We start from the raw sequence: 16,419 nt of genomic DNA on the forward strand, positions 1-16,419 counted from the left end.
CTCACCTTCCGTTTGAGCCAATACGGCGCGAAGTGTCTGTCTTCGCCTTTGCTTTTGTGTGGCCTAGAGCCTAATCCATAGGCACCTATGACTGGCGCCGCTTCCGCTCGACAAATTCTCACCCGCTTGCACGAGGTTATGGCCTCGCGCCTGCATGCGCAGGGTAAGCTCGATCAGGTCGTCGAAATTGTCGGCGAATCCCTGACCAGTGAAGTGTGCTCGATCTATCTCCTGCGCGAGGGGATGCTGGAGCTTTACGCAACGCGCGGCCTTAATAAGAGCGCGGTTCACGTCACCCGCATGGCCATCGGCGAAGGGCTGACAGGAACGATTGCGGACAATGTCGAGACGCTGAACCTGGCTGAGGCAAAAGCCCATCCCGACTTCCAGTATCGCCCGGAAACAGGCGAGGACAAATTCCACTCTTTTGCCGGCGTTCCCATCGTCTACCACGAACGAGCGGTGGGTGTCCTATGCGTCCAACACGTCGATCCACGCCGCTATGAAGATGTCGAGATTGAGGCGCTCCAGACCACTGCCATGGTCCTGTCCGAACTGATCGCCAATGCCGAATTGGTTGATGAGGAGGAGGCTCTGGGCCTCACAGCGGAAGTGTCTGGTCCGCAAAACATCAGCGGTCTGACACTGGTCAAAGGGCTCGGCGCTGGGGTCGCTGCCTACCACCAGCCGCGCGTTCAGATCACGCAGGTCGTGGCCGAGGATACCGAAGCGGAGCGGCAGCGCGTCTACCGGGCCTTTGACCGCATGCGCGAACAGATTGATGGCCTTACCAACCAGGCTGAATTCGGCGCAGGGGGCGAGCATGAAGAGGTGCTCGAGACCTATAAGATGTTCGCCTATGACGAAGGCTGGTCGCGGCGCATCAACGAAGCGATTGATTCAGGCCTTACCGCAGAAGCGGCGATTGAACGCGTACAGCAGCACACCCGCATGCGCATGCGTGAGATTGACGACCCGCTGCTTGCTGATCGGATGCACGATCTGGAGGATCTGGCGAACCGGCTGTTGCGGATTGTCTCGGGCCAGCTCGGCACGGCGGCGCAACAGGGCCTGCGCAAGGACACCATCCTGATCGCGCGCAATCTGGGTCCGGCGGAATTGCTCGAATATGATCGGCGGCGGTTGAAGGGGGTGATCCTGGAAGAAGGGTCGCTCACCGCCCATGTCGTGATCGTCGCGCGCGCCATGGGCGTGCCTGTGATCGGGCGGGCCAATCACGGCAATGGGGGGCTGCGCGGCGTGGTGCGCGAAGGGGATGAGATCCTGCTCGATGCGAGCGCCGCCACCGCCACCATTCGCCCCTCCAACCAGATGGCAGAGGCCTTTCAGCAGCGCTTCGCCAAATCCAAAGAGCGCCAGGCCGCCTATGCGGAACTCCGCGATGTGGAGCCCTTCACCCGCTGTGGCACGCGCATTCAGGTAATGATGAATGCCGGGCTACGTGACGATGTGAGCATGCTGGCGATGACGGGCGCGGACGGGATCGGGTTGTTCCGGACAGAGTTTCAGTTCCTCGTTTCAGCCACCCTTCCCCAGCGTGAGCGGCAATTGCGGCTCTACCGCGATGTGCTCGACGCGGCGGGAGATAAGCCCGTCATCTTCCGCACGGTCGACATTGGCGGCGATAAATCGGTGCCATACCTGTCCAACAATCCCGCTCAGCATGATGAGAATCCGGCGATGGGCTGGCGTGCGCTTCGATTGGCGCTGACCCGCGAAGGGCTGATGAAAGCGCAGGCGCGCGCCTTGCTGGAGGCGGCGGCGGGTCGTTCGCTCCATGTGATGTTCCCGATGGTTTCGGAAGTGTGGGAGTTCGACGCGGCAAAGCAGGTCTTCGAAGAGCAGCTTGCCTTCCTGCGCTCCAAAAAGAAGATGGTGCCAGAGCAAATTCGCTATGGCGCGATGCTGGAAGTGCCCGCGCTGGCGGAGATGCTCGACCTGTTGATCCCGCGTCTGTCTTTCCTGTCGGTTGGGACCAATGATTTGACGCAGTTCCTCTACGCTGCCGACCGGGGCAATCCGGCTTTGGCCGAACGCTATGACTGGCTCTCCATCCCGATCCTGCGCTTCTTGCGCCGCGTGATGCAATCGAGTGTCGGAAGCTCTGTCGATGTCGGCGTGTGCGGAGAGATGGGCGGGCGCAGGCTCGAAGCGCTCGCGCTGATGGGTATCGGCTTCCGCCGTCTCTCCATCACGCCAGCCGCCGTCGGCCCGATTAAAGAGCTGGTGCGCAAAGTCGACTTGGCTGAGATTAGTGAGGCGATGAATACTTGGTTGTCAGAGCCCGGCACGGACCTTCGCAAAGAGCTGGGCGCATGGGCAGCTGATCGCAATATTGAGGCGGACTGACGCGCCAATCGCGGCGCGCACTCCAGTTACCGGAGCTGCAGGGCAGTTGACCTGACCGAAACACTTTTTTGCATCACAGCGCTTGACAGCTGACCGGTTGGAAAGCTTCTGTATGGGTACTCCAAATTCACAAAGAGTCACCGTTAGAGTGACAAACCAGCGGACCGGGTCATGGCAAGCGAACAGGACGCAGTCGAAGAAGGGCTGTCCGAACTGACGGAAACCAGTTCGGCAAGTGTTGGCGATCGCCTTCGCACAGCGCGCGAAAAACAGCGCATGGATCTCGACCATGTGGCGGCTCAAACGCGCATTCCCGTCCGCCATCTCGAAACGATTGAAGCGGGTAATTTCGCCGATCTGCCGTCACGCGCTTATGCGATTGGCTTCACCCGCACCTATGCCCGCACCCTTGGCCTTGATGAGGTTGAGATGGGAGATGCGCTGCGCGAAGAGCTCGCCGATGGCCATGCACGCGCCTCTGCTATGGCAGGGGGGATGGAGCCGGGTGATCCGGCGAAGTTGCCCTCGGCAGGGTTGGCTTGGTTCGGCGGATTTGCCGCTATCTTGTTGACCATCGGGGTGGTGGCCTTTGTGAGCTCCTATTTTGGCGCAGGCGATCCCTTGCCCAGCCTGATCGCGAGTGAGGACGCGGCGGGTGAAGCGGTGCAGACCGACCTTGTCGCCGGTGACACGACAGCTGACGGCGGGACCGTAGACACGGCGGCACCCACTGGGGGTCAGGTTGTTTTCACTGCGCTCGAAGATGGGGTCTGGGTGCGTTTTTATGAGGATGGCGGCGACCGCCTGTTCGAAGCGACCATGGCCAGCGGCGAAAGCTTTGAGCTTCCCGGCGATGCAACCGAACCGCGCATCAACACCGGACGTCCAGACGCTTTCGCGATCACGGTTGGCGGACGCGAAGTTCCCAAACTGGCCGATGAACCGGTGACGATGGGGGACACGCCGATATCCGCCTCCGCTTTGTTGGCGCGCGTGGCTCCGGTCGATGGAGCGGTTGTAAACAATTGATGCCTTGGATGGAATGCGCACGCACATTCCCCGGTTTAGTAGGAGCACGGGGTCGACTTGGGGCCGCTGCTAAGCCACAGATTTAGCCACAATCCAGACGCTGTTCATACACGCGATGCCAAAAGGCGACGCGAAGGACAGGTAAGGGAGTCTGCCCAGGATGAGCAATCGTATGAACACTCGCCAGTATTTTCTCGCAAACCCACTTGCTGCATTGCGCAAGATGACGCCTGCCTTGGGCGCTCTGACCGCCGCGGCAGTGGTTGCTACAACCCCTGTGCCCTCCGTGGCGCAGGACAATTCCGAAGCGCGCCTGCGACGGGCAGAGGCGGAAATTCGCGCCCTACAGCGCGCGGTCTTTCCAGGCGGAGATGGTCGCTTCTTTGAACCGCAAATCACCGCTGACGGAACAGCCACCGGTCCGACCCGCTCGACGGCTCCATCAACCAGTGCTGTGACCGACATCCTCGCCCGGCTCGACACCATTGAGCTGCAATTGCAGCAGCTCACCGCCCGCTCGGAAGAGAACACCAACGCGATCAGCATGATGAATGAACGGGTTGCGATGTTGGAGGCGCGCACGTCGCAGCCCGTCCCTCAGGACATAACTGAAACGCCATCCAACCCATTCGAAGAGCAGGGCGCGACCGACAGCAACCTTTCCGCGATGGCGCAGGAAGAAGAAACGCCGCCCGCTGCGACCGGGCCATCAGCTTCGCGCCTTGCCGCAGTGCAGGAAATCACCAAGCCGCAGACCGATGATGCGGGCGATGATGAATACTCATACGGCTTCCGTCTGTGGAATGCTGGCTTCTTCCCAGAGGCACGCCAACAGCTTGCCTCCTATGTCGAAGCCTATCCCGACCACTACCGCATCACCTATGGCCGAAACCTTCTGGGCCGTGCGTTCCTTGATGATGGCATGCCGGAAGAAGCCGCACGCTGGTTCCTGCGCAACTATCAAGCCGACCGCACCGCGCGCCGCGCGCCGGATAGCCTGTTGTTCCTCGCTGAAAGCATGATCGCCATGAACGACACGCGCCGTGCCTGCATCGCGCTCGCGGAGTTTGCAGAGACCTATCCGGCGGTGGCTTCTGGCCGCTTAGCCGATCAGTTTCAGAGCAACCGCTCCAATGTGTCGTGCAGCTGAGGCTGCTCGTCTAAGCGGAGGCGCTGATTGATAGCCCTGTCCCTCTTGACCGGATTGACCCCGAACTAAGCGAACGATTCGCAGAGGAACTTGCACGGCTGTGGCCGCAAGAGGACCGCGAGCGTCCCTTGGGTCTGGCGGTGTCCGGTGGGCCAGATTCGCTCGCACTCCTGCTGCTCGCAGCTCTGACGATCCCGGATGATGTCGCGGTGATGAGCGTCGACCACGGCCTCCGTCCAGAGGCCACCGAAGAAGTCGCTCTGGTGGAGCGGCTTTGCGCGGCGCTTTCCATCCCCTTTACACCAGCGCGGGTCGATGTTCCGCGTGGCAACCTGCAGGCCAAAGCACGCGAGGCACGTTATGCAGCCCTTGCCCGCTGGGCCGGGATGGAGGGGCTAGGCGCTATCGCCACCGCACACCACGCCGACGATCAGGCCGAGACGCTGCTGATGCGGCTGGCGCGCGGAAGTGGCCTTGCTGGCCTTGCTGGCGTGCGCGACTTTGGCACATTGCCGGGAAGCGAGATCACGCTCCTTCGTCCGCTCCTAGGCTTCCGCAAGGCAGAGTTGGAACGGATTCTCGCCGATTGCGGGATCAAACCGGCACGCGATCCATCCAACGCCAATATGGCCTTTGACCGTGTCCGGGTGCGCGACCATCTGGCTCAGCACGATTGGCTCGACGCAGCGGCTCTCGCGACCAGCGCGGGGCACCTGGCGGAAAGCCTGCGCGCGATCGAGTGGTATGCCGCGATGGACTTTGAAGAGATGGTCGAGCGCGAGGTGACGCCAGAAAGCGGCCCGTCGTTGCGCTACACCTGCAATGTCCCGCGGGCGATCCAGGTGGAGACTGTCATGCGCATCGTTTCGGAGCTGGGCGGATTGGTCACTCGGTCAGAAGCAGGCCGCGCCGCCGACCGTCTTTGGCGCGGCGAGAATGCATCGCTGGGAGGTGTCCTGGCGGTGGCGGGGACCGGTCAGCTTGAAGGAACGCCGCTCACGGTGCGAGTCTGGACCTTCAGCCCAGAGCCTCCGCGCCATTCTCACTGAATTTTGGTGAGCCGCAGGGCCTCAAGACATGATCTTGTCGCCAACCCCGATGAACTGACCACGCGTGATCACGACCTTGTCGCCGCGCTTAGCGATGGCGAAGAGCTTCTCCGCAAACGGATCGGGCACACCGATGCAACCGTGCGAGGCGTAGCCATTCATTACTGGCGAACCGTGGATCGCAATGCCCGACCAAGTCAGGCGCAGCGTCCATGGCATGGGCGCGTTGTTGTATTTTTCCGAAACGTTGTCGCGTTCCTTGGTCAGGATCGGGAAAGTGCCGAGCGGGGTCGGGTGACGTTCTGTGCCCAACAGAGCCACAGCCGTGCCAATCTCATGCCCATCGCGGAACACGCTGATGACGCGCGCATCGAGGTCGACTGTGATGACCAGCTTCCCATTGGCAGGGGCCCGCGATTCGTCCCAGTACCACTCGCCGTAGCGAATAGTGCCTTCGATCGGCAGGATGCTCTTGACGACGAAGGGATCGTCAGCCTGCGCCTGTGTGAGGGCAGGTACAGTTTGGGTCGCGGGAACGGCCTGGACCTGCGCCTGCGAAATCATCCGTGCAGCAGGACCGCGCGGAGGCTGTGCGACTGTAGGCGTTGGGAGAGCGTCGGTCGCTACTTCGTCAAAGTTCAGTTGTTCGCTGGCAGGCGGCAGTTCGGGAAGGCTGAGGACGTCCTCGTCAAGCTCGGCTTCCAGGCCATAGGGCTGTGGCAGGCTCGGATCGATAATGAGCGAGTCACCACCCGTCGTCGGGTCGATCGCGCGGATCGCATCTTCAGCATCGGCAGCGACTTCAACCGCAGCATCAGCGGCATCCTCTGGAGAGGTCTGGGCCAGGACAGTGGCGCCGCCGGTCAGAGCAGCGAGACCCAAAAGGCCAGCGCCCAAAGTCCCAGAGAGGCGAAAATTCTTCACAGCCAATTCCTTCAATCCCGAGCGTTAGCTTCGTTAGTCAGTGCGCGCATTATTACGTATTTTGCGCAGGACAGCCAGTAGGATGCGATGAGCCGTCCCTTGCCGAGACGCTAGCGGTGTCAAATCGTTAACGCTGGAACCTGGTCAGCTCACTATCACAGCAGGGTCAGCACCTTGTCCTGAGGCCGGCAAAGCGCGACGCCCTTCTCAGTCTCAACCAGTGGACGCTCAATCAGAATCGGCTCTGTGGCCATCGCTTCGAGCACGGTGTTGGCGTCTGCATCAGGCAGCCCTCGCTCCGCCGCATCAGTTCCGCGAAGGCGCAGGCCTTCTGCCGGTGTGATCCCCGCATCGGCGTAAAGCTGAGCGAGCTTCTCCTTGGTCGGGGGTTCTTTGAGGTACTCAACCACGGTCACATCGACCTTTGAGAGGTTCTCAAGAATAGCGAGAGTCTTTCGCGAAGTGCCGCATTTGGGGTTGTGCCAGATGGTTGCCTTCATGGCCTTTGCTCCGAATTTCCAAGGGTCGAGATACTGCTTCAGCGCTAGCGGAATGGCGCAAATATGGCCACTGCCGAATTATTGCGAGTGATTCTCATATTCCTTGTTGCATTTGCGAGTCATTGTCATTAGCGACATTGAAATGTTGCTGAAGGGAATCAAATGCCACGTTTTATTATCCATACTGCCTTACTCACCTCAGGCGCTGCCCTCGCCCTTCCGGCTGCTGCTGAGACCCCGAATGAGGAACAGGCTGCTCCACCAGAGCAAGGCCGCATCACTGTGACCGCCACACGCACCCCGGTCGTGGTTGAAGAAGCCCCCGCCGCGATCACGATCATCACTGACGAGGAAATCGCCGACCAGCTTGCGACCGATCTGCGCGATCTGGTCCGGTTTGAACCCGGTGTGACTGTCCGCCGTGCTCCCGCCCGCTTCGGCGCAGCAGGTTCCTCGCTTGGCCGCGCACGCAATGAAGACATCGCGATCCGCGGGATCGGTGGCAATCGCGTGCTGATCCAGGTCGACGGCATCCGCACTCCGCAAGGCTTCGCCTTTGGCGCACAAAGCGCAGGCCGAGGAGACTACACCGATGTGAGCCTCGTCAAACAGGTCGAGATTCTGCGCGGCCCCGCCTCCTCGCTCTATGGCAGCGACGGAGTGGCGGGCATTGTCAGCTTCACGACCTCCGACCCCTCCGACATCCTTGGTAGCGACGGCTTTGGAGGCTTCGTCCGTTCACAATATTCGAGCGAGGATGACGAGTTCGCACAGACCATCACCCTTGCCGCGCAAGGGACAGAGCTCTCCGGCATGATCGCTTACACACGCCGCGACTTCTCCGAGCTTGAGACGCAAGGCACTGTCGGGGGTGTCGGGATAGAGCGCACCATCGCCAACCCGCAGGATGGCGCGTCCGATGCGCTGCTCGGCAAGCTGGTGTGGGACAATGGTGAGCATCGCGTGCGGGTGACCGGCGAGTATCTCGACCAGTCGATTGAGAGCAACGTGCTCTCAGGCCAGCAATCGGTGTTCTTTGGCCCCTCCATTTCCGGCACGCAGGTCTGGGATGTGACCCGCCTCGACACTGCCGACTTTATCGAGCGCAACCGCATCTCCGCGGACTGGACCTATACCGCGACCGGAGAGGCCCCGGTTGAGTACGCCCATGTCGCGATCTATTATCAGGACACAACCAATTCGCAGAACTCGGAGGAAGACCGCACTCCAGTCGCTCTGCCCTCCGCCCCCAACCGCACCCGGATCAACAATCTGGACACCCAAGTCTGGGGCGCGGTCGCCGAGGCACGCACCTCCATCGAGCTGGGTGGTATGGAGCACAACATAGCCTTTGGCGGTGATATCTCTTGGACAGAGCAAGCCAGCCTGCGTGACGGCACGGTTCCGCCCGCCGGCGAGACCTTCCCCAGCCGCGCTTTTCCGCTTACCGACTTCACGCTGGGCGGCGTTTTCGTCGCCAACGAGATCAGTCTGGCAGGCGGAGCAGTGACTTTGTTTCCGGCGCTGCGGCTCGATTTCTACGACCTCAACCCGACCGAGGATCCCTTGCTTGGCGCGAACTTCAGCGCTGAAGGTCAGAGCGATGCGCGCCTTTCCCCCAAGCTGGGCGTCACACTTGAGATCGTGCCCGACCTGCGCCTGTTCGGCAATTACGCGCAAGGCTTTCTCGCCCCAACGCCGGGCCAGGTGAACAACTTCTTCGCCAATCCGCTGCAAGGCTATGCCTCGCTGCCCAACCCTGATCTGGAGCCGGAGACGAGCGAGAGCTTCGAAGCCGGCCTCCGCTACAGCGGCGATGTGTTCTCGGCGCAGCTGGTGGGCTTCTCCGCCAATTATGACAACTTCATCAACCAGATCGTTGTCGGCGGGCAGTTCGGAAATCCGGCGAACCCGGCCTTGTTCCAGTTCGTCAATGAGGACGAGGTGGAGATCGAGGGGATTGAGGGGCGCATCGGCGCGAGGTTCGACAGTGGCCTTAGCGCCAATCTGGCTTTCGCCTATGCCGATGGGGATGTGACCGATGCGGCGGCAGGGACGACCACCCCGCTTCAGACCATCGATCCGTTCAATGTCATTGCAGGTGTTGGCTATGCCGATCCGGAGGGACGGTTTGGAGCCGACCTGATCCTGACCCACAACGCTCGCAAAAGCGCGGATGACGTGGACACCGATGAATGTGGCGGTGAGTGCGTGCGGCCCGATGCCTCAACCGTGCTGGACGCGACCGCCTTCTTCAATGTGACCGACGCTCTGAAGCTGCGCGTGGGCGTCTTCAACCTGCTGGATGAGACCTATGCGCTGTGGCCAACCGTGCGCGGCCTAGGCTTCACCACCGACTTCGCTGGAAATCAAACACCGAGCCAGCCGCTTGATGCTTTCACTCAGCCGGGGCGCAATGTCAGCGCTTCGATCAGCTTTTCATTCTGAACCCACCTCAAGAGGAGATTCCCATGCTCAAATTTGCCAAAACTGCCCTCGCCACGGGCCTCGCCGCAGCGGCGCTTGTCGCAGTGCCCTCCCCCGCCCTCGCCGATGATCCGATTGTCCGCAACGCCGACGCCGCCGACGCGGCCTTCCAAGCCGACCGCGCGACGATCCTTGCTATGGCAGGCGATTTCCGCGTGACCTTTGACATGCAGGAATCGACCGCGTGGATGGAAGGGTATGAGCCGCTCGACCCGAAGACCTCTGGTGGGTTTGAAAGCGTGCGCGTGGTCGAGGATACCGGCGACCGCATCGTCCTCCAGCACCTGCTCGTCACCGGCGACCAGAGCGATCCTTACGTGGTCAAGCATTGGCGGCAGGACTGGCAGTATGAACCGGCGCAAATCCTCACCTATGAAGGCGGCGAGCGCTGGGTCCTGACCGACGTTCCGGAGGCCATGCGAGCCGGGCGCTGGTCGCAGACCGTCTATCAAGTCGATGACAGCCCGCGCTATGCCGGCTGGGGCGAGTGGGAGATGTCGAACGGGATCAAGCGCTGGCGCTCCAACTGGACGACCCGCCCGCTTGCTCGCCGTGACGCTGTGCGTGATCCGATCTATGACCGCTATGTCGGGATCAACCGCCACCAGATGACGCCCACGGGCTGGATTCACTGGCAGGACAACACCAAGATGATGCCCGCCGAGGATGGCTCGGGCGAAATGGTGCCAGTGGTGCAGGAATATGTCCTCAACACTTATGAGCGTTTCGATGGATACAACGTCGCGGCAGCCGAAGAATATTGGTCAGCCACCAGCGAATATTGGGCCGCGATCCGCGACAAGTGGGCGCAGCAAGCGCGCGCCAATGGCGGCATTACAATCGCGCAGGAACCTAATGTCGGGACCGAGATCGCAGGCGAACTCCTCCGCCTCGCCGATGCGGTCAAGAAAGGTGAGAAAGAGGCTGAGGCCGCAACCGCAGAAGCGCTCGCTTTGATCGAGGCGGGCACCGCGCCGCAAAACGGTGGCTGAGCTTCTGTCTCAGAGTCTGAGGGGAGAGGGGGCCGCCCTTGGCTCCCTCCTCCTACTCCTCCGGCGCTTCTTCCGGCACGCGTAGGGCGGGCACCTGTCCCGCCGCATCGGCCGCATCAATGCCCGGAGCAGGCGCTGCGCTGATCGTCTCCTGACGGCGCAGCACGCGGCCCGCACGCTCAATCACCCGCACCAGCCGCGGATAGACCCCGCAGCGACACATATTCTGAATCGTCTCTTCGATCTCAGCCCGGCTCGGGTCGGAATTGCGCTCCAGCAAAGCGACCCCCGCAATCACCACTCCGGGTGTGCAGAAGCCGCACTGGATCGCCTGCTCCGCCACCATCGCCTGCTGCATCGGATGCGAGCGGTCGCGCGCGATCCCTTCGATCGTGGTGATGATCCGCCCTTCTGCCTCTGCCAGAGTGATGCGGCACGACCTGAGCGCGGCTCCGTCAACCAGCACCATGCACGCACCACACGAGCAATCTCCCCCGCCGCCGGACTTCGTGCCCGTCAGGTTCGCCGCTTCGCGCAGTGCGTAGAGCAAGGGCATATCCGGATCGAGATCAAACTCGACCGGCCGCCCATTGATCGTCATCCTCGGCACTGCGACTTACCGTTGGGGTGATTGGGTCTGAGAAAGCACTGTTGAGCTTGGCCGCTCTTACGTGCGCCAGCTGTCGTCGATGCGGTCGATCTTGCGCTTCCACGCTTCGAAATCGAACACGCCAGCGCCGCCCTGCGACTGCATGACAGAAAGGTCGCGCTGGTGGACGTCGACCACCTCTTGCGGGACCATCAGAGGATCACCCTGAGACAGAGTGGCAACCTGAATTTCGCAAGCGCGTTGCAGCGCCCACATCTTCACAAACATGCCCTGGATCTTGCTGTCCATCACAACCGGACCATGATTGCGCAGCATCAGGATCGTGTGATTGCCAAGGTTCTGCACCAGCCGCTCACCTTCCTCAGCGCGCACGGTCACGCCTTCAAAGTCGTGATAGCCGATCTGGTCCTGGAAGTTGCAGGCGTAGAAGTTGGTCGGCAGCAGGCCGTCTTTGTGGCTGCACACCGCCATGGTTGCAGTCGTGTGGACGTGGCAGATCGCCTCTGCCCGCGTGCCCAGATGTTTGTGGAAGTAGGCGTGCTGCGTAAAGCCCGCTTTGTTCACCATATATGGCGATCCGCCGACATTATTCCCCTCTACGTCGATCTTGACGAGGTTTGACGCGGTCACTTCGTCATAGAGCAAGCCGAACGGATTGATGAGGAATGTGTCCTCTTCTCCGGGCACTTTGAGAGAAATGTGATTATAGATCGATTCCCCCCAGCCCAGATGGTCGAAGATGCGGTAGCAGGCCGCCAGATCAAGGCGCGCTTGCCATTCTTCCTTGCTGACTTTGCCTTCAAGGCTGGCATCGGGGTTGAGCTGTGTGGCCATGGGTCATCTCTCCGTCGGAATCTGTTTCAAAAGCCATATCGCATGGCATCGCAAGGCTCCACAAGTGTTTCGCCTCGACCACATTCATTTTGCCACCGGTCAGTCGGACCGCTAGGCGCATTGCAGCGATGAGCGACAGCGACACGAAACCAGCGGCCTCCATTCAGGCAAAGCTCACGCAGGGCAGCATTACCGGTCACCTCGTCGGCCAAACCCTGCCCGCGATCATCGGGGTCGCCGCGATCATGTCGATCGGCCTCGTCGATGCTTATTTCATCGGCCAACTCGGAAGCGATGCCCTAGCGGCGATTGCCTTCATCTTCCCGATTGGCGTTGCGTTGAGCTCAGTTGGGGTCGGCGTGATGGTCGGGATCAACTCGGTCGTCGCTCGCGCTTTGGGAGAGGGCGATCCGGTGCGCGCCGCACGCCGAGCGAACTTTGGCATCGTCTTTGCCGGGTTTGCCGGCATCGTCATCGGGCTGTTGCTCTACGCTTCTCTCAACCCGCTCTTCATGCTGATGAACGCGCCGGAGCATCTCCTCCCACTGATCCGGGAATATATGGAGCCCTTCGCAATTGGCTTTCCGCTGATCCTCGGGATCATGGGCTTTAACGGCGTGCTGCGCGGCCAAGGAGAGGCGCGCAAGACCAGCCTTGTCTCGATCACCTATGCAGCGGCCAATTGGGTGCTCGACCCGATCCTGATCACAGGCGCCTTTGGCTTTCAGGGATATGGCATGGCGGGAGCAGCCTATGCGACGATCATCGGCTATGGCATTGGCGCGGTGATGGCGGCGTGGCTGATGCGCAAGGCTGACATTCCGTTCGACCTTTCGCTCATCAAAGACAGCCATTGGTTAGATTCTGCCGGAGCAATCGTGCGCGTTGCAGGACCGGCGGCTTTCTCGAACTCCATCAACCCCGTGGGCCTCTCCATCCTGACCGCTCTGGTTGCGCTGCAAGGCGATGCCGCAGTCGCAGGGTTCGGAGCGGCAGGCCGATTGCAAGCCTTTGCCACCGTGCCCTTGCTCGCTCTGTCCGGGTCTATCGGCGCTATTGTCGGGCAGAATTGGGGGGCGCGCGAATATGGACGCTCACGCCAAGCTGCGCTCTATGCCTTTGGCTTCTGCATCGTCTGGGGGCTTGGCATTGCCATCGCGATGGTTGCCGGCGGCTATTGGTTCGCCGATCTGTTCACCGAAGACGCCGCTGTTGTTGAGGAGTTTGCGCTCTACTTGCAGATCGCCGCCTGGGGCTATGCGGGGTTTGGTTTGCTGATCGTTGCCAACGGAATCCTCAATGCGGTCGACAAGGCCTCCTTTGCCCTTTTGCAATCTGCCGCGCGCGTATTTCTGGTCATGCTGCCCTTTGCCTGGATCATGGTGGCGAGTTGGGGATCATCGGCGATCTACTCGGCAGAATTGGCCGCCAATCTGTTCGGCGGGCTCACCGGCGTGATCCTGATCTATTGGGTACTGGCACGCCGGGCTCCCGATGCCGCGACAAGGGCCGCCACTCCACAGCCGCGCTAGGGCCAAAGGTAGGCCTTCGTTAACCATCTGCCCCCATAAGCGCAGGCGAGCTTATTAGGGGCACGCACGCTATGGATGACCTGCTGGCGGATTTCGTCGCAGAAACACGCGAGATGCTGGAGGCCAGCGAAGGCGAGATCATCGCCTGGGAGGCTGATCCGGCTGACAAAGCGCGTCTCGACACTATTTTCCGCTTTGTTCACACCGTCAAAGGCAATTGTGGCTTCTTCGACTTCCCGCGCCTGGCAGGTCTCAGCCACGCCGCTGAAGACGCGCTGGCAGACTGCCGCGCTGGGCGGCGCAATCCGGACAAAGCTCTGGTCACTGCCGTGCTCGCGATCATCGACCGCATCGTCCAGATGGTCGATGCGATTGAGGCAGGGGAGGACTTTGCTGAAGGCGGCGATGAAGCACTGATTGCCGCGCTTGAGCCGGGCGATGAGACACCGACCGGGGACGTGTCACAGGCTGAGGCGCCCTCACCTGCGGTTCCAGAAGAGGCCGAGACCGAGAAAGCGGCGCCAAGCAAATCCGAAGCTCCCGCTACGCTGCGCACCATCCGTCTACCCGTCGATCTGCTCGACCGGGTAATGAGCGGCGTATCCGACATGGTTCTGGCCCGCAACGATCTGGCCCACCGCCTGCGTCAGGCCGGAACGCAGCCAACGATTGACGGACCGTTTGAGCGTCTCACTACGATCCTTTCCGATGTGCGCGATGCCATCACTCGGATGCGAATGCAGCGGATCGAGACTTTGTTTGTTGGTCTGCCGCGCTTGGTCCGCGATCTGTCCAACGAGTTGGGCAAGCAGGTCATGATCGACCTTGAAGGCGGCGATGTTGAACTGGACCGCGAGATGATCGAAATGATCCGCGATCCGCTAACCCACATCATCCGCAATGCCATCGACCACGGTATGGAAGCCCCGTCCGACCGGTTGAAGCAAGGCAAACGCGAAATCGGCCTTTTGTCGATCTCCGCGCGTCAGGCGGGCAACACGATTTCCATCGTCATCAGCGACGACGGTCGTGGGCTGAACGAAGAACGCATCGCCGACAAGGCCGTTGCCATGGGGCTGATTACCGATGCTGAGCGCGGCAAGATGAGCCGTGAAGCGATCCTCCAGATGATCTTCCAGCCGGGCTTTTCCACCGCAGAGGCGGTCAGCAATGTCTCTGGTAGAGGCGTTGGTTTGGACGTGGTGCGCGACAATATCGAACGCGTTGGCGGGTCTATCAAAGTGACCAGCACGCCCGAAGTCGGCACCCTATTCACGCTGCAAATCCCGCTCACTCTCAGCATCATTGCCGGTCTCACCGTCGAAGTCAGCCAGCAGCGCTTCGCCATCCCGCAGAGCTATGTTGAGGAGATCATCCACGCCTCCTCCAAAGCGCTCGATTTCACGCGGGCGGGCGAGACGGCGTTGGTGACCTATCGCGGCAACAGAGTGCCATGTGTGTTGCTGACGGACGTCTTGGGGCTGGATGAGGGCGAGATCCCCGAGGATCAGCGGACGATGGTCATGCTTCGCCTCGCCAGCGGCGATCTGTTTGCCCTCGCTGTAGACGGTATCCATTCGCATGGCGACGTAGTGGTGAAGCCGCTCGCGCCTGCGCTGATGAAAGCGGAAGTCTATGCCGGCTCTACGCTGCTTGATGACGGACAGCCGGTTCTGCTTCTCGACGTCACCAATATTGCCAGCGCTTATGATTTGGTCTCGGATGCCCGCGGCCGGGTGCTTCAAAGCGCTCGGGACAGTTCCGCAGACGAAGACAGAAATGTCGCGCGAGCTATGCTGTTCACCGACTGCGCAGGCCGCCGCCGCGCAGTCCGGCTTGAACTGGTTCAGCGGATCGAGACCGCGCCTGCCTCTGCCATCGACCTGACCGGCCCGAGCCCGCGCGCGGTGATCGAAGGCACGATCCTGCCGCTGATCGGCCTGCCCGATGGTCCTGTGGCGACCGAAAAAGTGCGTCTGCTGCGCCTAACCGATGGCGCCAGCCAATTGCTCCATGCGGTGCGTGAGGTGGATGACGCGATTGAGCTTAAGGGTAAGCTAAAACCGGTCTCCGACGATCGCGAAGTCGAAGCTGTTACTCTGATCGACGGACAGACCGTTGCTTTGCTGGATGGCCACGAACTGTTCGCTCGCCACGGCGAAGCGCCGGAAAACGCTGCACGGCCGGTATGCAGAATACCATCGTCGGAGTGGGCGCGCACGATGCTGGCACCTTTGGTCACAGCTGCAGGCTATGACGTTACGGAGAAGGCAGAGGAAGCCAGCGATGTCGCGATATGGTTTGATGACGAATACGAAGCAGCGGTTGCATGCGACCACGAATTGCCTTCGGCGGTGATCCGTTTGCGCGATGTGCCCGAAGGCGGTTCAAACAGCGACACCGTCTATCGCTATGACCGCGATGCTTTGCTCGATGCACTACGCAACGCCCATTCAGCACCTAAACGCGCCGGAGAAGCCCAATGATGGACAACCTTCTTGTCATGGCCCAGATCGCGGGCCGGCGCTGCGCATTGCGAGCTCCCGATGTGAAGTCGGTGATAGAGATCGGCGCTATTACGCCGGTTCCCAAAACGCCCGACTATATAGCCGGTATCACCGCCATGCGCTCGCAAACGCTGACTGTGATTGATTGCCGCCGCGCCTTGGGCTTTGACCCTGATCAGTGGTCGCTCGATCACCGCGCGATTGTCGTTGCGGTGCAGGGCTATTCATACGCTCTTCGGATCGATGCCATCGAAGACATTACCACCGGCATTTCAGAGCCCGACCGCGTACCGGGCGGGTTCGGCCAGGAATGGAGCAAAGCTGCCACCGGTTTGATCGAAACACAGGTTGGGCCAGCGTTGCTGCTCAATCTGCCCACCCTTATCGCAGGTCCCGAGCAACTCGAGGATGCTGCTTAATCCAAAACTTACCTTC

Annotated in this window: 13 protein-coding genes; 9 read left to right on the forward strand and 4 right to left on the reverse strand. The window is 61.1% G+C overall.

Going from position 1 to position 16,419, the window contains the following annotated elements; translation table 11 throughout:
* Positions 1-87: 87 nt before the first annotated feature.
* The 4 genes from ptsP (at position 88) to tilS (ending at position 5,598) form a co-directional block, all read left to right on the forward strand.
* Positions 88-2,370, forward strand: a complete 2,283-nt coding sequence (gene ptsP, locus AC0V6X_RS10300; protein ID WP_486184459.1) for a phosphoenolpyruvate--protein phosphotransferase — start codon at positions 88-90, stop codon at positions 2,368-2,370.
* A 171-nt stretch (positions 2,371-2,541) separates the two neighbouring features.
* A complete protein-coding gene (locus AC0V6X_RS10305; protein ID WP_486184460.1) occupies positions 2,542-3,399 on the forward strand; it encodes a helix-turn-helix domain-containing protein in 858 nt (285 codons plus the stop codon).
* A gap of 160 nt (positions 3,400-3,559) precedes the next feature.
* Positions 3,560-4,549: a tetratricopeptide repeat protein gene (locus tag AC0V6X_RS10310; protein ID WP_486184461.1), complete on the forward strand. Its 990-nt coding sequence runs from the start codon at positions 3,560-3,562 to the stop codon at positions 4,547-4,549.
* Between the two features lie 140 nt (positions 4,550-4,689).
* A complete protein-coding gene (tilS, locus tag AC0V6X_RS10315) occupies positions 4,690-5,598 on the forward strand; it encodes a tRNA lysidine(34) synthetase TilS (protein ID WP_486184462.1) in 909 nt (302 codons plus the stop codon).
* Positions 5,599-5,619: 21 nt separating this feature from the next.
* On the opposite strand, the gene AC0V6X_RS10320 is transcribed toward tilS, so the two are convergent.
* Together AC0V6X_RS10320 and AC0V6X_RS10325 are read right to left on the reverse strand one after the other, a co-directional pair.
* Positions 5,620-6,522, reverse strand: coding sequence for a L,D-transpeptidase family protein (locus tag AC0V6X_RS10320; RefSeq protein ID WP_486184463.1), 903 nt, complete (start codon positions 6,520-6,522; stop codon positions 5,620-5,622).
* Between the two features lie 155 nt (positions 6,523-6,677).
* A complete protein-coding gene (locus AC0V6X_RS10325; RefSeq protein ID WP_486184464.1) occupies positions 6,678-7,022 on the reverse strand; it encodes an arsenate reductase family protein in 345 nt (114 codons plus the stop codon).
* A gap of 162 nt (positions 7,023-7,184) precedes the next feature.
* Between AC0V6X_RS10325 and AC0V6X_RS10330 the strand changes: the two genes are divergently transcribed.
* Positions 7,185-9,470, forward strand: a complete 2,286-nt coding sequence (locus AC0V6X_RS10330; protein WP_486184465.1) for a TonB-dependent hemoglobin/transferrin/lactoferrin family receptor — start codon at positions 7,185-7,187, stop codon at positions 9,468-9,470.
* Positions 9,471-9,493: 23 nt separating this feature from the next.
* Positions 9,494-10,501, forward strand: a complete 1,008-nt coding sequence (locus AC0V6X_RS10335; protein ID WP_486184466.1) for a DUF6607 family protein — start codon at positions 9,494-9,496, stop codon at positions 10,499-10,501.
* A gap of 52 nt (positions 10,502-10,553) precedes the next feature.
* Here the strand turns inward: AC0V6X_RS10335 and AC0V6X_RS10340 are convergent, their stop codons facing one another.
* On the reverse strand, positions 10,554-11,111 hold the full coding sequence (locus AC0V6X_RS10340; protein ID WP_486184467.1) for a (2Fe-2S)-binding protein: 558 nt from the start codon (positions 11,109-11,111) through the stop codon (positions 10,554-10,556).
* A gap of 57 nt (positions 11,112-11,168) precedes the next feature.
* Positions 11,169-11,945, reverse strand: coding sequence for a class II aldolase/adducin family protein (locus AC0V6X_RS10345; RefSeq protein ID WP_486184468.1), 777 nt, complete (start codon positions 11,943-11,945; stop codon positions 11,169-11,171).
* 128 nt (positions 11,946-12,073) lie between these two features.
* Here AC0V6X_RS10345 and AC0V6X_RS10350 point away from each other — a divergent pair, with 128 nt between their 5' ends.
* From AC0V6X_RS10350 to AC0V6X_RS10360, 3 genes are all read left to right on the forward strand, one after another.
* A complete protein-coding gene (locus AC0V6X_RS10350) occupies positions 12,074-13,477 on the forward strand; it encodes an MATE family efflux transporter (protein ID WP_486184469.1) in 1,404 nt (467 codons plus the stop codon).
* Positions 13,478-13,548: 71 nt separating this feature from the next.
* On the forward strand, positions 13,549-15,963 hold the full coding sequence (locus tag AC0V6X_RS10355; protein WP_486184470.1) for a chemotaxis protein CheA: 2,415 nt from the start codon (positions 13,549-13,551) through the stop codon (positions 15,961-15,963).
* Positions 15,960-16,403, forward strand: a complete 444-nt coding sequence (locus AC0V6X_RS10360; RefSeq protein WP_486184471.1) for a chemotaxis protein CheW — start codon at positions 15,960-15,962, stop codon at positions 16,401-16,403. Before AC0V6X_RS10355 ends, AC0V6X_RS10360 begins: the two co-directional genes overlap by 4 nt.
* Positions 16,404-16,419 lie beyond the last annotated feature (16 nt).

The organism is Erythrobacter sp. S267, from assembly GCF_057365045.1.